Raw genomic sequence first — 16,862 nt, forward strand, 5'->3', positions numbered from 1 at the left:
GTCCCCTCCACGGAGTACTTACACCCGAAGTTGATCACTCGGGCATAACTTCTCTAGATAAAAGAAATATAAGCAAAGAATACATTATATCGTATACTTCCATAGCGTTCAAGTGAACACAGCGCTGTCCTTATATTTCAAAAAAAACGTCTTGATTCAGGGCAAAAGCCTGAATCAAGACGGTGTTTCACACGGAAAATCACCAAAACGATTATTGTTTCACTATTTCCACGATCTTGTCGTTGTTGAAATACATTATAATATTATCATTTTCTTTGAGAGATTGCACGGGTAAAGTCGTGTCACCTTGATGAATATATGCGTTTGCCGCAAGCACAAACTTATAATTTTCATTCAGAGTAGCGCGTTTGGTCATCACTTCATTGGTCGCAGTCTCATAACGCGAGAAGGTACGGCTAAGCTGACTGAATACCGAGATTATGATTACCCCGCTGGCATCCTTACGCGCTAATACCCGGTCTGCTGTAGTAAGGCCGCTCAGATCAGTAGTGGTTACACCGTCCCGGGTAATTCTCACCCCTGCGCTGGCGGTGAAATTCTGCGACACTCCGGAATAATCCTTCACGGTCAAGGTTTTCGCTGCAGCGTCCACTGCTGAGATTTGTCCGGAATACTGCTTAACCGACTGCAGCGATAATGCTGTAGTCCCGTCAAAGTTAATGTTCACATAATCGCCAGTCTTTATCTCACTAAGAGTAATTGTCTGGCCGGCTTCATTGCTAAGTGGAACGGCCGCTACGTAAATATCGCTGGTTCCACTGCCTGTTTTGACAGTGACTTTGTTGGTATTGGCATTCACTCCTGCAACCTCAAGCTGTGCAGATGAAGCTACCCGCAGGACCGAAATTACCTCTTGATTGCCAGTGAGTATTGCAGTTACTGGTACATTCACCGAAACATCTGCCATAGTCGCACCTGTTTTGCCAAATATATCTACGGCAAGCGGATAGCCCATGGTCATCAGCTGGCCATTACTCATTTTGAAAACAATGGTCCTAGCCGAAGCATTAATCGCAGTCAGTGTACCGGAATATTTGGTTGATAGCTCAACCGACAGTGCCCGCTCATTAATGGCAGTCACATCCACTTTCCGGTTTTCGGCAAGTCTTGCACCCATACTGGTAATGGAAGTTGTCGGAACGCCATCATAAACCATTTTAGTACTTGTATCCAGTTTTATTACATGTGCTTTTCCATCATTATCAGTGAAGGTAAGGAATTGTGTCTTCGCATTGAAATCAACCACCGTTGCTCCGGTAAACTGATTGATTTGCCGGCTGACCACCTCAATTTGGGTCACCTGATCACTGCTGTTAAGCGTAAGCTGAACATTGTCTCCGCCAGTTTTATCAGAGATAAGATCACCCATCACAGGATTAGCCACATTCGGAATTACAATTACCGGTTTGTTGGCCAGAAGTTTAACTTCACGGCTGCCATCCGTCTTTTGATAGACAATAGTAGAATTCGTCAGCTCATAGATAAAGCCCTTAACAGTACGCTCTACACCTGAAGTAACTTCCACAGAACGGATCACGTTATCCTTAATTGTGTAGGAGACAGCAGCACCTGCCTTCAAATCAGCCGGCAGAAGAATGGAATTCTGGGAGCTGAATAGGGAAACTCCATCTTCCCACTTGAAGCTTTCCGTTGTTCCGTCTGTATTCTTGAACGTTATGCTCTTGGAAGCCGCATCTACATTCTGAATCGTGCCGGTTGCAGTCTTATTAACTACGCCAGAGGTCACTTGGACCTTCACCACTTTATGAGAACCGCTGTACGTTTCACGTGTTAATCTAATTTTGCTGCCTGCAGTAATAGATGACGGCTGGATCACTGACCCATTCACATCGGTGAATACAGTTTCGGCATCATAGTCATATTGATCGTAACCCAGAGCTGAATCCACCCAGACGATACCCGAAGAGATCTTGGTAAACGTCCCCTCCGCCTGATCGAGTTGTTGTGTAGGGTCTGTCAGTTCTACATATGCTGCGTTATAGGTTGCTCCGATAACAGTCACCTTGGTGTAGGGCTGTATCTCGTTCAGAGAGATGCGGGTCTCCGAAGTACTTGTGAAATAAGCAGTGTTCGCATTCAAAGTGAAGTCCGTAGTGCTGCCGTTACTAAATAGTGTCAGCTTGCCGTCTTTCAGTGAACTTACCGTTCCTTTGAATGTATTGTCGTAGTCAAGCGTGTTGTGTGCCTCGGCACGGCTGAAGAAGGTGGCTAGCTGGGCGCGGGTAACTGCGCCCTGCGGATCGAAGCGGTTGCCGTCCAGTCCATTGGCCAGGCCCAAATCAACTGCGGTGTTAATATAGCCGCGCTTATTCGCAGATACCTTGGAATCGTCGGCAAAACCGGTCGGTTCACCCGCTGCCGCTGCTGCAGATGCACTCTTACCCAGTGCCCGGACCAGTAATTCTGCGACCCACTCGCGGCTGGCCTTGCGCTCTCCCCAGGAGGTCTTCAGGTTATCTGCAGCCATTTCTACTGTCTTATCCAGCAGTCCCTGCTGAAAAGCCAGCACAACATAAGGCTTGTAGTAGTTAGTTACAATGAAATCAGCAGGAAGAACCACATCTGTGCTTGTGTTCACGTTGCCCTGCAGCTTCATAAAGCGCAGCGCCATCAGCACAGCCTCTTGCTGCGTAACAGAGTCACCCGGACGGAATAAACCGTTATTCCCCACAACGATGCCTTGGGTTGCCAGCTTGTAGATATGTTTCTCGGCCCAGAAGGCTGTTTTGACATCACTGAATATTCCTGCAGCTGTTGCTGCTGACTGGGGAGTTACGGCTGCTGCCGGCGTTCCGGTTGATGGGGTGTCGGCAAAAGCTGCTCCCGTGCCGCCAAGCACCATAGTGCCGGCCAGAACGGCGGACACCGCTTTAGCAGAATAAGATTGAACCTTACGCTTTAATTTTTTGTGACCGGACAATTAGATATTCCCCTCTCTATGGCTCATCTGAATTTCTATGTTGCCTACTTCGTCAGCCATTGGCCTATTTCCTGCGCAATGCTTACAATCCGTTGTTCTCACGCGTTATTGGATGCACTAGATCCACATGCCCCATCAGGCTCTCCACTTGTTCTCCGTCTACCAGAACATCGATATTCTTCACTTCTTCAAACTGGAAGAAGGTCTGGGACAACGCGCTGATTGCCAGGGCCTCACCGCCTGCACCAAGCTGTGCTTCATCCGGCTTATGGATATCCAGGACAATCTGTCCATTCGTGAATTCCAAAGATTTCAGCTCAATTTTGCTCCACAGCGGAATCTGGTCGGCATTCTTGCTGCTCTGAAGAGCCTTAAAGGCCTCTGTGTATTTGTCTTTGGCATCTGTGAAGCTGACAGAGACTTCGGCCGCCACCAGATCTGTCTGCTGCGGATCTGTATAATAGACCTTGATATTCTGGCTCTGCTTCTCTGGTGCTGCCGGCTGTTCAGTAGCTACAGGGGCTTCCGTGGCTGCCGGTTCCGGCGTACTTGTAGCCTGAGGTGCATTAGTGCTATTAGCGTTGCTGTCGTTCCCTGCGTTTCCTTCAGCTCCGCTCGATACGGAGGATGAATCCTGTCCCGCTGCATCTGCCGGTGAGGCGGTTGGTTTGTCACCGCATCCCGAAATTACTGCGAGCAGTAATACTGCTATACCTGCATATGTCAATTTCTTGTTCATCACTAAATAACCCCCTCCATATGAATACGGGCAGGACAGGGCCGCAAAGTCCTCTGACCCCAATCTATGGCCGAAATCCGACTTTGCGGCCCTGGCTGCCGCCCGCTGTTATTGAACCCCGAGATATTCCTTAATCCCGCTGACCATTGATGCAGCAACTTTGTTCTGAAGTGATTCCGTGAACAGAAGTGCCTCATCATTCTTGTTGCTGAGGTAGCCAACTTCAAGCAGTACCGCAGGCATCGTTGTCTCGCGTATAACGTGGAAGTTGCCGTAACGTACACCCCGGTCACTAAGTCCGGTAGCCTGTACAAGATACTTGTGCATCACATTCGCCAGAGCCTTGCTGGCTTCGCGCTGATAGTAGGTCTCCGTTCCGCTTGCTGCAGACGAGCCGCTGCTGTTGGCATGGACAGAGATGAATAAATCAGCTTTGAGGTTGTTGGCAATTGCCGCCCTGTCCTTCAGTTCAAGGAAGGTATCATCACTGCGGGTCAGAACCACGTCAATTTTGTTCTCCTGCTTCAGCAGCTCCGCCGCCTTCAGAATAACAGCCAGATTGAAATTCTTCTCGTATTTACCGGTAACCCCAACGGCCCCGGAATCCTTGGCGCCATGCCCGGCATCGAGCACCACCAGTTTACGCCCACTGTTGCCGGGCTGTGTAGAAGTATCTCCAGTGCTCTGCGCATTCAAATCAATGACAATCAGCTTGGAGACATCGCCCGAAACTTCAACGCTATAATTTCTCGAAGTAGTAAGGTCAATTACAAAACGTACAGTGTACGGGGCGGTACTATACAGCGAGTAACGCACACCGGATACATCCGGATAATCCGTAACCGTAAGCATACCGTTCAGGTTGGGATCCAGCTGTTGGCCTGTACCGAATACATCCGAGAAAGTGGCATTCGGCAGGTCAATTACAATCCGGTCCGGTCCGCTCACTTTGGAAACCTTCGGCTGGGTGTTGCCCTCAAGTGCAATGCTTAGCCTGTTCTCGTTGAAGCTGATTCCGTTAATCATGCTCAGGCCGCTTGCCGCATCATCCGGCGGTACTACAACGGTTCCCCCGTCTCCGTTACTTCCACCTGTTTCCGTGTTAGTATCCGGGATTTCCGGGGTAATAAGATCTACAATCTTCTTCGTATTGTCCCATTTGACTGTAAGGCCAAACTGCTCTCCGATGAATCTGATCGGCACGAGAGTTGTACCGTTCCGCAGAAGCGGTGACGTGGTCAAGACCACGGTCTTGCCGTCTACGGAGGCTGCAGTCTGATTCACGATCAGCTGCATAGTCTTACCTTGCTGTTCAATCGTAACGGTCTTGCTTGTCTGATTCCAGTCTACCTTGTATCCAAGGTTCTCAGCGATCATTCTTAGCGGCACCATAATGGAGTTGTTTACATTTTCCACCGGAACATCCTGCCCTGCGGTCAGTTCCTGTCCATCCAGGAAAATCTTGTTGGTAGCCGCAGCAGCTTGTCCATGCCCCGGCAGAATCACAACAAAGAACAACAGCAGCAACAGCATACAAGCAAATTTCTTCATTCTTCACCTCTAAGACTCTAGTATTCCGCCCCCAAACGAGCGTTCTTGGTGCTATCCTACCGACAACCTTCGACATAGTTTAGACGCCTGATGAACTTAAAAGTTGCGAATAAATACCATTAAAAATCAGGACTGTTCACACGCAGCTCCCTTGCCGCGTTACTTAAAGCCCAAGATATTCCTTAATTCCCGCTACAATTTCCCGTGCCAGATTATTTTGCATCTGCTCGCTGTACATAGCCGCTTCATTTCCCGGATTCGTCAGATAACCTGCCTCCAGCAGAACAGCTGGCATGCTTGTCTCTCTGGTGACATGCAGACTCTTCGATCTGACGCCGTTATCTTTGAACCCTGTACCGGCTACCAGATGCTTTTGCATGATTTGGGCAAGCGGAAGACTTTCGCTGCGGCTGTAATAGGTTTCACTGCCATTGACTTTGTCACGGTTCGGATACCCTACATCCAACGAATTCCCATGCAGCGAAACAAACAGCGTAGCCTTTGCAGCTTCAGCAATTTTCACACGGTCCTGCAGACCGAGAGTAACATCCGACGTTCGTGTGTATACAACATCTGCCCAGCCCTCTTGTGTCAGAATCGCTCCAACTTTTAGGATAACTGCAAGATTGAAGTCTTTTTCCGCTTTGCCTGTGAGACTGATTGCTCCCGGCTGCGTGCCTCCATGACCTGCATCAAGCGCTACAATAGGCTTGCCGGTAAGTCCTGTATTCACCGGTGTGCCAGCTCCGCTATTCCCCGTGTTGAGATCTACCGTAACCAGCCCTGTGCTGTCATCCGTACTCAGCTGGTAATTCTGGCTGCCTGCGGTTTGGATTACGAACCGGACCGTAGAAGGACTGGTGCTGAACAGTGCATAGCGTATTTCAGATACCAGCAGGTAGCCGCTTACGTCCAGCCTTCCCTGCGGACTGCCGCTGGCAGATACCCCCGGAAAGCTGCCGCTGAAATCAGAGGCAAACGCAGCTCCCTGAAAATCAACTACAATCCGGTCTGGTCCGGTAATCTTGGTCACCGTAGGCTTGGCACCTCCGGCAACCGCTACAATAAGACGGTTCTCGCTGAATACAGCCCCCTTCACTGTCGGGGATGTAACTGCAGGAGTCGGAGAGGCCGTAATACTGCCCTCGACCTCTTCAGTATTCTCTGTATTGGTCTGAGGCTGCTGTGTCGGAGCAGGGGATTGCACTGCCGCCACAGGGCCTGCAGAGGCTGCAGGTGCCACGGTAGCTGAAGGCAGCGGATCTGCAGATACAGGGGATTCAAGCGGAATTCCGCCGCTTAAGTAGACTGTTTTGTCGGAATTATCCCAGCCGACACTGAGTCCGAACTGTTCACTCACGAAACGGATAGGAACCAGTACAGTACCGCCATTCTGCTTGGGCGCGGCATTCAGCAGCAGACTTACGCCATCGGCTTCAGCCGTCTTGCTTCCTACTGCGAGCTGTACTGTCTTGCCGTCCTGCTGGACGGTTACTTTGCGGGTGGTCTGCTCCCAGAGCACTTCAAAACCAAGGTTCTCCACCACCACCCGGATCGGAATCATAACGCTTCCATTCACGTTCTCAAGGATGACTCCTTTGGGCAGTGCAAGCTCCTTACTGTCCATCACAATCCTTCCCTGGCTGCTTGCGGCAGCGGCAGCTTCATGGCCGGCGAATGACAGTAACAAGAGCGGCAGCAGCAGTAGGAATAACATCCGTTGTCCGGCTTTCTTCATCCTTTCCTCTCCCTTTTGTCAATTGATAGAACCATAGATAAGATTAAGACGACAGAAATCCCCAAAAGTTGCCTTCACAGGCAATGAATATATCGATTATAGCAAAAAAACTTCTATTTCCGACACCCGGAAATAGAAGTTTTGTGTAAAATTTGTAAAGTTTACGAATTTCTTCGCCAGATGTTCACTCTCTTCCCTGCAAGCATCCCGGCATTTACTTAGCCGAAAAGCTTGGCCGCATGACGTTCTTCGTACGCGGCAATCTCATCTGCGTGCTGAAGCGTCAGACCGATATCATCCAATCCCTGCAGCAGAAACTGGCGGCGGTGCTCATCCAGCTCAAACGTAATGGCAAGGCCGTATTCATCGCTCAATCTGTTGTTCTCCAGATCTACAGTCAGTGTATAGCCTTCATGCTCTGCGGTACGGCTGAACAGGTCATCCACCTGCGTTTCCGACAGCTTGATCGGCAGAATGCCGTTCTTGAAGCAGTTGTTATAGAAGATGTCGGCATAGGACGGTGCGATTACCACTCTGAAGCCGTAATCCATGATAGCCCAAGGTGCATGCTCCCGGGAGGAGCCGCAGCCGAAGTTCGCACGCGAGATCAGCACGGATGCTCCCTGATAACGCGGCTTGTTCATCTCAAACGCTGCATTATCATTTCCTGCTTCATCAAAACGCCATTCGTAAAAAAGAAATTGTCCAAACCCAGTACGCTCGATCCGTTTCAGGAATTGCTTCGGAATGATTGCATCCGTATCTACATTAACCCGGTCTACCGGGGCTACAATACCTGTTAATTTCTTGAATTCTTCCATTTGCTATGTCCTCCTGCTCTCTCAATTATTCTATGAGTTGACGGCTTCCGTCTTGTAATTCCAGTCACGGACATCGGTGAACCGTCCTTTAATTGCAGCCGCAGCCGCCATAGCAGGAGAAACCAGATGCGTGCGTCCGCCGCGTCCCTGGCGTCCTTCAAAGTTACGGTTGGAGGTCGATGCGCAGCGTTGTCCAGGCTGCAGAACATCCGGATTCATAGCCAGGCACATACTGCAGCCTGCTTCACGCCATTCAAAACCGGCTTCTGTGAAGACCTTGTCCAGACCTTCCTTCTCAGCCTGCAGCTTAACGCGTCCGGAGCCCGGTACAACAATTGCCGTCACCTTATCGGATACCTTATGGCCTTTGGCTACTTGAGCCGCAGCCCGCAAATCCTCAATCCGGCCGTTGGTGCAGGAGCCGATAAAGACATAATCAATACCGATTTCAGAGATAGGCGTACCTGGCGCCAGATCCATATATTCAAGCGCTTTTTCAGCAGCTTTACGTTCGTTTTCAGTGGTGAAGTCTGCAGGGTTAGGCACACTTGAGTTGATGTCCGTACCCATTCCCGGGCTGGTACCCCAGGTAACCTGCGGAATCAGCGTTTCTACATCGAATTCTACGATAGTGTCATACTGTGCGCCTTCATCGCTTACAAGACCTTTCCAGATCTCCACAGCAGCGTCATAAGCTTCACCTTGGGGCACATATTGACGTCCGCGCAGATAGTTGAACGTAGTCTCATCCGGTGCGATCAGGCCGGCTCTAGCTCCGCCTTCAATCGACATATTGCAGACTGTCATGCGTTCTTCCATCGACAGTTCACGGATTGCTTCGCCTGTATATTCGATAACATAACCAGTCGCAAAATCCGTACCGTATTTGGCGATGACGCCGAGAATCATATCCTTGGCGGTTACTCCCGGATTGCGGTTACCTGTGAAGCGCACTTCCATCGTCTTCGCCTTGGACTGCTGCAGACACTGGGTTGCAAGCACATGTTCAACTTCGCTGGTGCCGATCCCGAAGGCAAGCGCACCGAACGCTCCGTGTGTGGAGGTGTGGCTGTCCCCGCAGACAATGGTCTTGCCGGGATGTGTCAGGCCGATTTCGGGCCCCATAACGTGTACAACACCCTGGTCAATATCATTCAGATCGAACAGTCTGACACCGAAATCACGGCAGTTCTGTGAAAGGGTATCTATCTGCTGCTTGGAGATCGGATCTGTAATATTGTAGCGGTCCTTGGTAGGCACGTTATGATCCATAGTCGCGAAAGTAAGTCCCGGACGGCGGACTGGACGGCCGCTCAAGCGCAATCCTTCAAAGGCCTGCGGAGAAGTAACCTCATGAACCAGATGCAGATCGATATAAATGATGCTTGGCTTGCCTTCCTCTTGATGAATAACGTGATTATCCCAAATCTTTTCAAACATTGTCTTGTTGCCCATGAATTTCACCTCATATAGTAGAATCGTTCCATTTGGAAGAGAGCGTGGAGTCTCTCTTGAATGTTCTAAATATAACATCAGTACGTTTATAATTCCAAGATATGATTTCTATAGCACTTATAGGTTCATCCTATAGCGCACGCCTGCAGCACAAAAGCCTAATGCTGATTCTTACTCTTTAAGCTTCTGCTGTTCCTTATTGATACGTACCCGCAATGATTCCACGCTGAACGTCTATTTCCAGCTTAATCTCATTAAAAACATCTTCCAGTGTACTGCTCGGAAGCAGTGTGTTCTGCCTGATATGACTGAGTACGACAGCCGTGCTCCGCTCGAACTTGTGATAATGTTCGCTTTTGACATTGACGAGTACCTGGCTGCAGAGAGCGGTTAATTGCAGGTAATCCGCCAGCACATGCTTCTGCATGTAGGCCTGATGAGGCTGTGGCTTAGACCAGAAGCCCGTCTCCCCGTATAGATAGTCATGCTTCTCATCCAATGGCTCGATGGCCGAATTATTATGAATGAAATACCCCAGCTGTTCTTCGAGCTCGTCAAATGATTGTATTAATCTTGCCAGCACGCCCATAATACACCCCCGTTTATTCGAAGAACGTATGCCTAGAGCATGCATAAGGGCTCCTGAAGAATAATTTAAGTATATACTTATGTTCAAAATAAAGATATTTAATATGCAAATTATGTAAGAATATCAACCCGCTGAAGCACACCACCCTTTTGGTTGTCAAACATATACCTATACTAAATCAGATATCTATAGGTTATACTTATAGACAGATATCCATTCTTTATATTAAAGGAGCCTGTCCGTGGAACTCAGACAATTGCAATACACACTTCAGATCGCTGCAGAAAGAAACTTCTCACGTGCAGCAGACAAGCTGCATATCGCCCAGCCCTCACTGAGCCAGCAGCTCTCCAAACTGGAGAAAGAGCTGGGTGTTCTTCTCTTCCAGCGTAATACCAGCTCCGTTGAGCTGACCCATGCCGGGGAGAAATTTGTTGAGCAGGCCCAGGCGATCATTGATGCCGTGGAGCTGCTGCGCCAGGAAATGTCCGATATCTCCCAGCTGCGGACCGGACGGGTCGTGGTTGGCAGCATGCCGATCACCGGTGCGCATCTGCTGCCGCATGTACTGCCGGTATTCAAAAGCAAATATGCCGAGGTTGAAATCACCCTGCTGGAGGACTCCTCTATGAATCTGGAGAAGCTGACTGCCAGCGGCCAGACGGATCTAAGCCTGCTCTCCCTGCCGCTGGAGATTCCGACTCTGGCCTATGAGGTGCTTGGCGAGGAACGGATCGATCTGGCGGTCCCGCCTGAGCATCCGTTGGCAGCGCGGAGTGCTCAGGGTATCCGCACCTCACTGCATGAGCTTAAGAATGAACCGTTTATCGTGCTCAAAGAAGGTCAGGGCTTCCGTAAAATGACCGTTGAACTCTGCCGTGAAGCCGGTTTTGAGCCGCAGATTGTTTTTGAAAGCAATAATATGGAGACCGTTCAGTCACTTGTAGCCACCGGTATGGGGGTAACGCTGGTGCCCCATTTCATCGCTCGTGCTCCGCGGAGTGAATTCGTACCTGTCTACCTGCCCTTGGCTGATCCGGTACCCAGCCGTACCCTGGTGGTCGCTTACCGGCGCGGACGCTACTTATCCCGGGCCGCCGAAGCTTTCATTGAAACCTTCAAAGCAACGGTTGCCGGACTGGCGGACGAATAAACAGCAGAAAAATGCAAATGCCCATCCGGCTCCTGTCTTGAAGCCGGATGGGCATTTGCTGTATTTTCTCGGGGGAGCAATTATTTATTTGCGCAAATTATGCTGCGTGATCAGACGGTTCTGATCATCCGGCAGACGGGCTGTACTCTCATCAACCGGTCCTTTAGTACGGGAATCTCCGGCTTTATCCTCGACAAATTCTCTGATCGCCTTGTTTTGAATTTCGGCGGCTTCTTTGGCATTTTGATTCTGTTCCTGCTGGACATTAGCGCTCTTACTCAAATCAATCCACCTCCTGGTAACAGATTATAAATACTTTACCCGTCCCCCTGAAGGTCAAACATTAAATTCGCTTCCCTCCATCCCAAAAAATTCGCCGGACGGCTCTTTGCAAACCCTGCTTTCCCATGGTATTCTAAATGACAAATAGTGAAACGTGCAGACGGGACCAGTAAGAATTGACTATGATTCGCGTGCAGAGAGTAAATTCCGGAAGGCTGGGAGAATTTACCGCGGATGTCCATTCCGAATCCTACCCCCGAGCGGCCTGCCCTGCAGGACGGATACTCCCGTTACGAGAATGAAGTCGGATGAACCCTCATCAATGAAGGTGGTACCGCGGAAGTTAACCAAGCTTTCGTCCTTTGCTAAGTCTAAGGATGGGGGCTTTTTGTCATTTTCGGGCTGACAGCGATTGAAATTGGAGAGGAAAGTGAAAGACAATGACGACAAGAATCGTGGTCAAAATCGGCAGCAGCTCACTGAGCGGCCCTGAGGGCGGATTGAACCGGTCTGCGGTCGCCTTCTTCGCCGCCGAGATTGCCGCACTCCGCAAGCAAGGCTGTGAAGTCCTGCTGGTTACCTCAGGAGCGGTGGCGGCCGGATTCCGTGCCATCGGTTACCCGTCCCGCCCCAAGCTGCTGCACGAGAAGCAGGCCGCAGCAGCGGTAGGACAGGTTATGCTCATGCAGGCTTACCAGGAGGCCTTTGCCGGGCACGGTATTCCTACCGCACAGATTCTTCTGACCCGTACGGACTTCTGCAGCCGCCGCGCCATGAACAACGCCATGATGACTGTGGAGGAGCTGCTCCGGCTGGGCGCTGTACCCGTGTTCAACGAGAATGACACTGTATCGGTAGACGAATTGAAATTCGGTGATAATGATACCCTGTCGGCGCTGGTCGCCAATCTCCTGAAGGCCTCGCGGCTGCTGGTCCTGACGGATATGGATGGCGTCTACAGCGGGGACCCGCGCAAGCATCCGGATGCGGTCCGGTATCAGCATATAGAAGAGATTACACCGGAGATCTATGCTATTGCAGGCGGCGCAGGCTCAAGCGTAGGTACTGGCGGCATGCGTTCGAAGATCGATGCTGCCAAGATTGCCACCCGGGGAGGCGTTCCTGTCTTTGTAGGCAGAGTTACGGAGCCTGGTGATCTTTCACTTGCAGCTGAAGGTACAGGCAAAGGCACATATTTTGCCACGACCCTCTCCTCCCTGCCTGTCAAGAAACAATGGCTTGGATTCATGTCCACCCCGCTGGGCTCCCTGTACGTTGACGACGGCGCGGTAGAAGCTTTGCTCCATGGAGGCCATAGCCTGCTGCCGGTCGGGGTCAGACGAATCGAGGGCAGCTTCCATTCGGGAGATGTCGTAGAAGTACTCGGCCCGGATGCCAAACTGCTTGGACGGGGCATCGTCAATTATGATGATACCCAGCTCCGCAGCATCCAGGGGCTTCCCAGCCGCGAGATTGTCCCAAGGCTCGGTGAGGTGCACCGGCTCGAGGTTATCCACCGCGACGAATGGATTACACTGCGTTAAGCCAACAAAACTTTTAGGGGGAATCGTCATGAGTGAAGTGGTAAACAAAACGACGCTGGCCAAAGCGACCACAGGGGTACTCGCCAGCTTGACTACCGGCCAGAAGAATGAAGCTCTGCTTGTTATGGCCGCAGCCCTACGCGCCGAAGCGGATTACCTTATTGCCGCCAACGCTGAGGACTTGGAGCGCGGCCGGCTAAGCGGCACTCCGGAGTCGATGCTCGACCGGCTGGCACTGGATACAGGCCGGATTGACAGCATCGCTGAGGGCTTGCAGCAAATCGCCGTGCTGCCTGATCCGATTGGTGACAATCTGGAAACCATCGAACGCCCGAACGGCCTTTTTATCGAAAAGGTCCGCGTTCCGCTTGGCGTTATCGGTATCATCTATGAAGCCCGTCCGAACGTAACCGTTGATGCTGCGGGCCTGTGTCTCAAAACTGGCAATGCCGTGGTCTTGCGCGGCGGCTCGTCCGCCCTGTCCTCGAACCGTGCGATCGCAGAGGTACTACACCGCGCACTGGCGGGTACAGCAGTGCCGCCTGATGCCCTGCAGCTGATCGAAGATCCCAACCGCTCCTCCGTAGATGAAATGCTGAAGCTGAACGGCCTGCTGGATGTCATCATTCCACGCGGCGGAAGCTCACTGATACAGAATGTCGTGCTTAATGCCACGGTACCGGTAATTGAAACAGGTGCAGGCATATGCCATACTTATCTGGATGCCACTGCCGAACCCGGGATGGCGCAGCGGATCAGCCTGAATGCGAAGGCGCAGCGGCCTTCTGTCTGCAACTCTATGGAGACTTTGCTCGTTCACCGTGATTTCGCGGCCAGTCATCTGCCGGCTTTGGCAGAGGCCTTCCGCGGTGTCCATGTGGAATTGCGCGGCTGTCCGGCTACAATCGCTCTTGTCCCTTGGGCTCTGCCGGTTACATCGAAGGATTTCGCCACGGAATACAATGACTATATTCTCAATGTCAAAATCGTGGACACGTTGGAAGCGGCTCTCGGGCATATCGCCGAGTTCAGTACCAAACATTCTGAGTGCATTGTGACAGAGGATGCCGATAATGCTGCCCGCTTCCTGCAGGAAGTGGATGCCGCCGCTGTATATCATAATGCGTCCACCCGGTTCACTGACGGGTTCGAATTCGGCTTTGGTGCCGAAATCGGGATCAGCACCCAGAAGCTGCACGCCCGCGGCCCGATGGGGCTGCCTGCGCTGACTTCAAGCAAGTATATTATCCATGGCTCCGGCCAGATTAGGGGATAATCAAGTATCCATGCTTCATAAGCTAACATAACTTTTTAGGGGGACTACCAGCCATGTGTCAGCAACCATCCATACCACTTATTAATCATAATATCGTTTTTTATGGCGCAGGCTCGATGGCTGAGGCAATTGTGCGCGGAATGATCGCCCGGAACGTAGTGGAATCCGGCAAAATCATCATGCTAAACCGCAGCAGCAGCGAACGTCTGGCCGAGCTGCGCAGCCGTTATGGCGTTCTGGGCTTCAATGATCCCGAACAAAAAACAGAAGCTCTGCGTACAGCACCCGTAATTGTGCTTGCGATGAAACCCAAGGATGCCGCAGAAGCATTACGTAACCTGGGCCCGCTGCTGTCGCCGGATCAGCTCGTAATTTCCGTGATTGCCGGACTTACGATCCGCACCATGCAAGGTCTGCTGGGTACACAGCAGCCTGTAGTCCGCTCGATGCCTAACACCTCCAGCTCCATCGGCCTGGGTGCAACCGGCATAGCCTTCTCCAAGGAGGTTGACGAACCGGGCCGCCGCACAGCCCTTAATATCTTCGAAGCTGTCGGGTTAACGGCCGTTATTGATGAGGAGCGGATGGAAACCTTAACAGGGATTTCCGGCAGCGGACCGGCTTATATCTACTACATGATGGAGGCCATGATTGCCGCCGGCATCCGCGGCGGACTGCCGGTTGAGCAGAGCCGCGAGCTTACGGTTCAGACCGTGCTGGGAGCTGCCCGGATGGTGCAGCAGACGGGTGAAGAACCTGCCGCGCTCCGCAAGAAGGTCACCTCGCCGAACGGCTCTACCCAAGCCGCGATTGAAGTGCTGGAACGCGGAGATTTTTTCGAAACGGTCATCGCTGCCGTTAACCGCTGTGCCGAGCGTTCCCGTGAAATGGGATCGGCTTTGGAGAAAGAGCTGCAATAATTCTTTAGGATTAGTACATGTCCATTATTATCCCCAGTTCCACAGCAAATAGCCCGCAGTTGCTTCCCCCGAAGCAGCTGCGGGCTATTTGTTTGTCTGCCTTCCCCCTACCTATGCTGCTCCATCCAAACCGTTGCCCAATCCACCAATGACCTGAGTTCCATTAATCTTACCTCTGCATTCCCGGCCCGGTGAATCTGCAGATTCACCGCCTGCTCATACTCCTGCCCCAATGGGACAAAATCACTATCATCTACTGCCTGTGTCGGGTAAGTTACCCGCTTGCGGACACCCTCCACCAGAACTGCACTGCTCTCATTAACCATCTGCTTCCCCGGATAGTCAGCACGGGTCTCGGCCAGATGCAGCGATGTATTCTTGTCATAGCCTACGCCAATCAGAAGAATATGCCCATTCAGCTGATACAATTTGTCCAGGGGTGAACCGGCGCCAAAGATATTGCTCAGATCATGGTCTTTCACCAGATACTCCGCATGTTTGCCGAGCGCGGCAAAAGAACGGGCCGGATGGTCCGATCTGACGGCTCCCGGCCATTTCCGGAACATTTCTGCCGCTACTCCCATCCCGATCGCCGGAGTAACTTCCTTGTCGTACGCAGGCCAGTGCTTACGAATGAGCGGCCACCACTCCGCAGGCTCTTCCCAGTGCACCCCGGTCTCAGGATCGAGATTCTTCCAGGTCTGCGAAGGCATCATCAGGGTGCCGTTCACACCGACAAGCTCCAGCAGCGCACGAATTAACGTCTCCGCCCCGCCAATCACGAAACCCAGACGGCTAAGGGATACATGTACTATCAAGCTCTGTCCTTCCTTGATCCCGCAGGCCCTTAACTGTTCCACCAGCTCTTCCTTCGTAAGAATCTGCCTGGGTTCTTTACGTTCGGTCATACGCTCCACTCCCTTTTCTGAACTCAATAAATAATACAAAAAAAACAACCCCGCAGTAAGCTGCGGGGTTGTCTCCGGTATACCCTGGAAAGCAGTGCCCTTGAATTCAATTCATTCTTTGACAGGCATGGTGACGTTATGATTTCATCTTCCGCCGCTGCGGAACTTCTGGGAATAGGCTTTGACATCCTGGGCATTCTTCACCCGGTTGCGGGCCCATTCCAGCAGAATGCGGTCAATATAGCGGAAATGAACTTTCCCGGCGAAGACTGATTCCTTCAGTGCAAGCAGAATCAGCTCCTCAGGATACCGGTCCTCATCCACCCAGCCGGAAATGGACTCACATTCCATCGGAGACAGCGGACGGCCGAATTCCTTCTCGAAAATACTGAACAGGTTACGGCTCTCCTCTGCTTCGGTGCCACCCGGTACGGCCGGCCGGCCATAACCGCCCTCCGGTGCAGGTGACCCGGAATAATGGGCGGCAGCCCGGGAACCCGGCTCACTCTCAGTACGGCTGCGCTTCTCCTGCGAATTCTCCTGCGAGACTTCGGCCAGATAAGCACCGAGCTTGCCGTACAGTCCGGAGAAGTTGTAGCGCTCATAATGGATATCGCGCAGCTCATCGTTGTCTCCGTCGATGCTGATGAATCCTTCCTTCATGAGCTTCTGCAGCTCTCCGGCAATAACCGAGATACTGCGTCCGGTTACGGCCTGCAGCTCCTCAAGCGAAGGGAAATCAATCCCCTCCACTTGCCGGAACGAGAGCAGATGAATCAGCAGCATTGCCTCACTGCCGGTCAGATTCAGCTTCCGGTAATATTTCAAGAGTGCATAAGGAATGACGGCCATTCCGTTCTCCAGGCCGAAGGCTACGCCTTCGCCCCAGGTATTCCATCCTTTTCCGTCCATACTTAAGCCCCC

At 51.7% G+C, this 16,862-nt stretch carries 14 protein-coding genes; 4 read left to right on the top strand and 10 right to left on the bottom strand.

Annotation, left to right across the window (positions count from 1 at the left end):
• Window positions 1–211: 211 nt before the first annotated feature.
• From GC101_RS06780 to GC101_RS06810, 7 genes are all read right to left on the bottom strand, one after another.
• On the bottom strand, window positions 212–2,962 hold the full coding sequence (locus GC101_RS06780; RefSeq protein WP_171716638.1) for an S-layer homology domain-containing protein: 2,751 nt from the start codon (window positions 2,960–2,962) through the stop codon (window positions 212–214).
• Window positions 2,963–3,044: 82 nt separating this feature from the next.
• Window positions 3,045–3,701, bottom strand: coding sequence for a GerMN domain-containing protein (locus GC101_RS06785; RefSeq protein ID WP_171716639.1), 657 nt, complete (start codon window positions 3,699–3,701; stop codon window positions 3,045–3,047).
• A gap of 108 nt (window positions 3,702–3,809) precedes the next feature.
• On the bottom strand, window positions 3,810–5,252 hold the full coding sequence (locus GC101_RS06790) for an N-acetylmuramoyl-L-alanine amidase family protein (RefSeq protein ID WP_171716640.1): 1,443 nt from the start codon (window positions 5,250–5,252) through the stop codon (window positions 3,810–3,812).
• Window positions 5,253–5,415: 163 nt separating this feature from the next.
• Entirely contained in the window at window positions 5,416–6,990 is a 1,575-nt protein-coding gene (locus GC101_RS06795; protein WP_171716641.1) for an N-acetylmuramoyl-L-alanine amidase family protein, read from the bottom strand.
• 218 nt (window positions 6,991–7,208) lie between these two features.
• Window positions 7,209–7,811 carry a 3-isopropylmalate dehydratase small subunit gene (gene leuD / locus GC101_RS06800; RefSeq protein WP_039308853.1) on the bottom strand — a complete coding sequence of 201 codons (603 nt, stop codon included), beginning with the start codon at window positions 7,809–7,811 and terminating at the stop codon, window positions 7,209–7,211.
• A gap of 30 nt (window positions 7,812–7,841) precedes the next feature.
• Window positions 7,842–9,266: a 3-isopropylmalate dehydratase large subunit gene (leuC, locus tag GC101_RS06805; RefSeq protein WP_171716642.1), complete on the bottom strand. Its 1,425-nt coding sequence runs from the start codon at window positions 9,264–9,266 to the stop codon at window positions 7,842–7,844.
• A gap of 196 nt (window positions 9,267–9,462) precedes the next feature.
• The gene (locus tag GC101_RS06810; RefSeq protein ID WP_171716643.1) at window positions 9,463–9,855 is read right to left on the bottom strand and encodes a hypothetical protein; all 393 of its coding nucleotides are present in this window, start codon (window positions 9,853–9,855) and stop codon (window positions 9,463–9,465) included.
• Between the two features lie 241 nt (window positions 9,856–10,096).
• Here GC101_RS06810 and GC101_RS06815 point away from each other — a divergent pair, with 241 nt between their 5' ends.
• Window positions 10,097–11,008 (top strand): LysR substrate-binding domain-containing protein, encoded by a 912-nt coding sequence (locus GC101_RS06815; protein ID WP_171716644.1) that lies wholly within the window; start codon window positions 10,097–10,099, stop codon window positions 11,006–11,008.
• 84 nt (window positions 11,009–11,092) lie between these two features.
• On the opposite strand, the gene GC101_RS06820 is transcribed toward GC101_RS06815, so the two are convergent.
• The gene (locus GC101_RS06820) at window positions 11,093–11,290 is read right to left on the bottom strand and encodes a hypothetical protein (protein WP_171716645.1); all 198 of its coding nucleotides are present in this window, start codon (window positions 11,288–11,290) and stop codon (window positions 11,093–11,095) included.
• A 440-nt stretch (window positions 11,291–11,730) separates the two neighbouring features.
• On the opposite strand from GC101_RS06820, the gene proB reads away from it, so the two are divergent.
• The 3 genes from proB to proC are packed head-to-tail and all read left to right on the top strand — an operon-like array spanning window position 11,731 to window position 15,030.
• A complete protein-coding gene (proB, locus tag GC101_RS06825; protein WP_171716646.1) occupies window positions 11,731–12,834 on the top strand; it encodes a glutamate 5-kinase in 1,104 nt (367 codons plus the stop codon).
• A gap of 28 nt (window positions 12,835–12,862) precedes the next feature.
• Window positions 12,863–14,110: a glutamate-5-semialdehyde dehydrogenase gene (locus GC101_RS06830; protein ID WP_171716647.1), complete on the top strand. Its 1,248-nt coding sequence runs from the start codon at window positions 12,863–12,865 to the stop codon at window positions 14,108–14,110.
• Between the two features lie 53 nt (window positions 14,111–14,163).
• On the top strand, window positions 14,164–15,030 hold the full coding sequence (proC, locus tag GC101_RS06835) for a pyrroline-5-carboxylate reductase (protein ID WP_171716648.1): 867 nt from the start codon (window positions 14,164–14,166) through the stop codon (window positions 15,028–15,030).
• 107 nt (window positions 15,031–15,137) lie between these two features.
• Here proC and GC101_RS06840 read toward each other — a convergent pair whose 3' ends face one another.
• Window positions 15,138–15,938 (bottom strand): AAC(3) family N-acetyltransferase, encoded by an 801-nt coding sequence (locus GC101_RS06840; protein ID WP_171716649.1) that lies wholly within the window; start codon window positions 15,936–15,938, stop codon window positions 15,138–15,140.
• Window positions 15,939–16,082: 144 nt separating this feature from the next.
• A complete protein-coding gene (locus GC101_RS06845; RefSeq protein WP_171716650.1) occupies window positions 16,083–16,850 on the bottom strand; it encodes a DnaD domain-containing protein in 768 nt (255 codons plus the stop codon).
• Window positions 16,851–16,862: the final 12 nt, after the last annotated feature.

The organism is Paenibacillus phytohabitans (assembly GCF_013141775.1).
Taxonomy (GTDB): Bacteria; Bacillota; Bacilli; order Paenibacillales; family Paenibacillaceae; genus Paenibacillus_AQ; species Paenibacillus_AQ phytohabitans.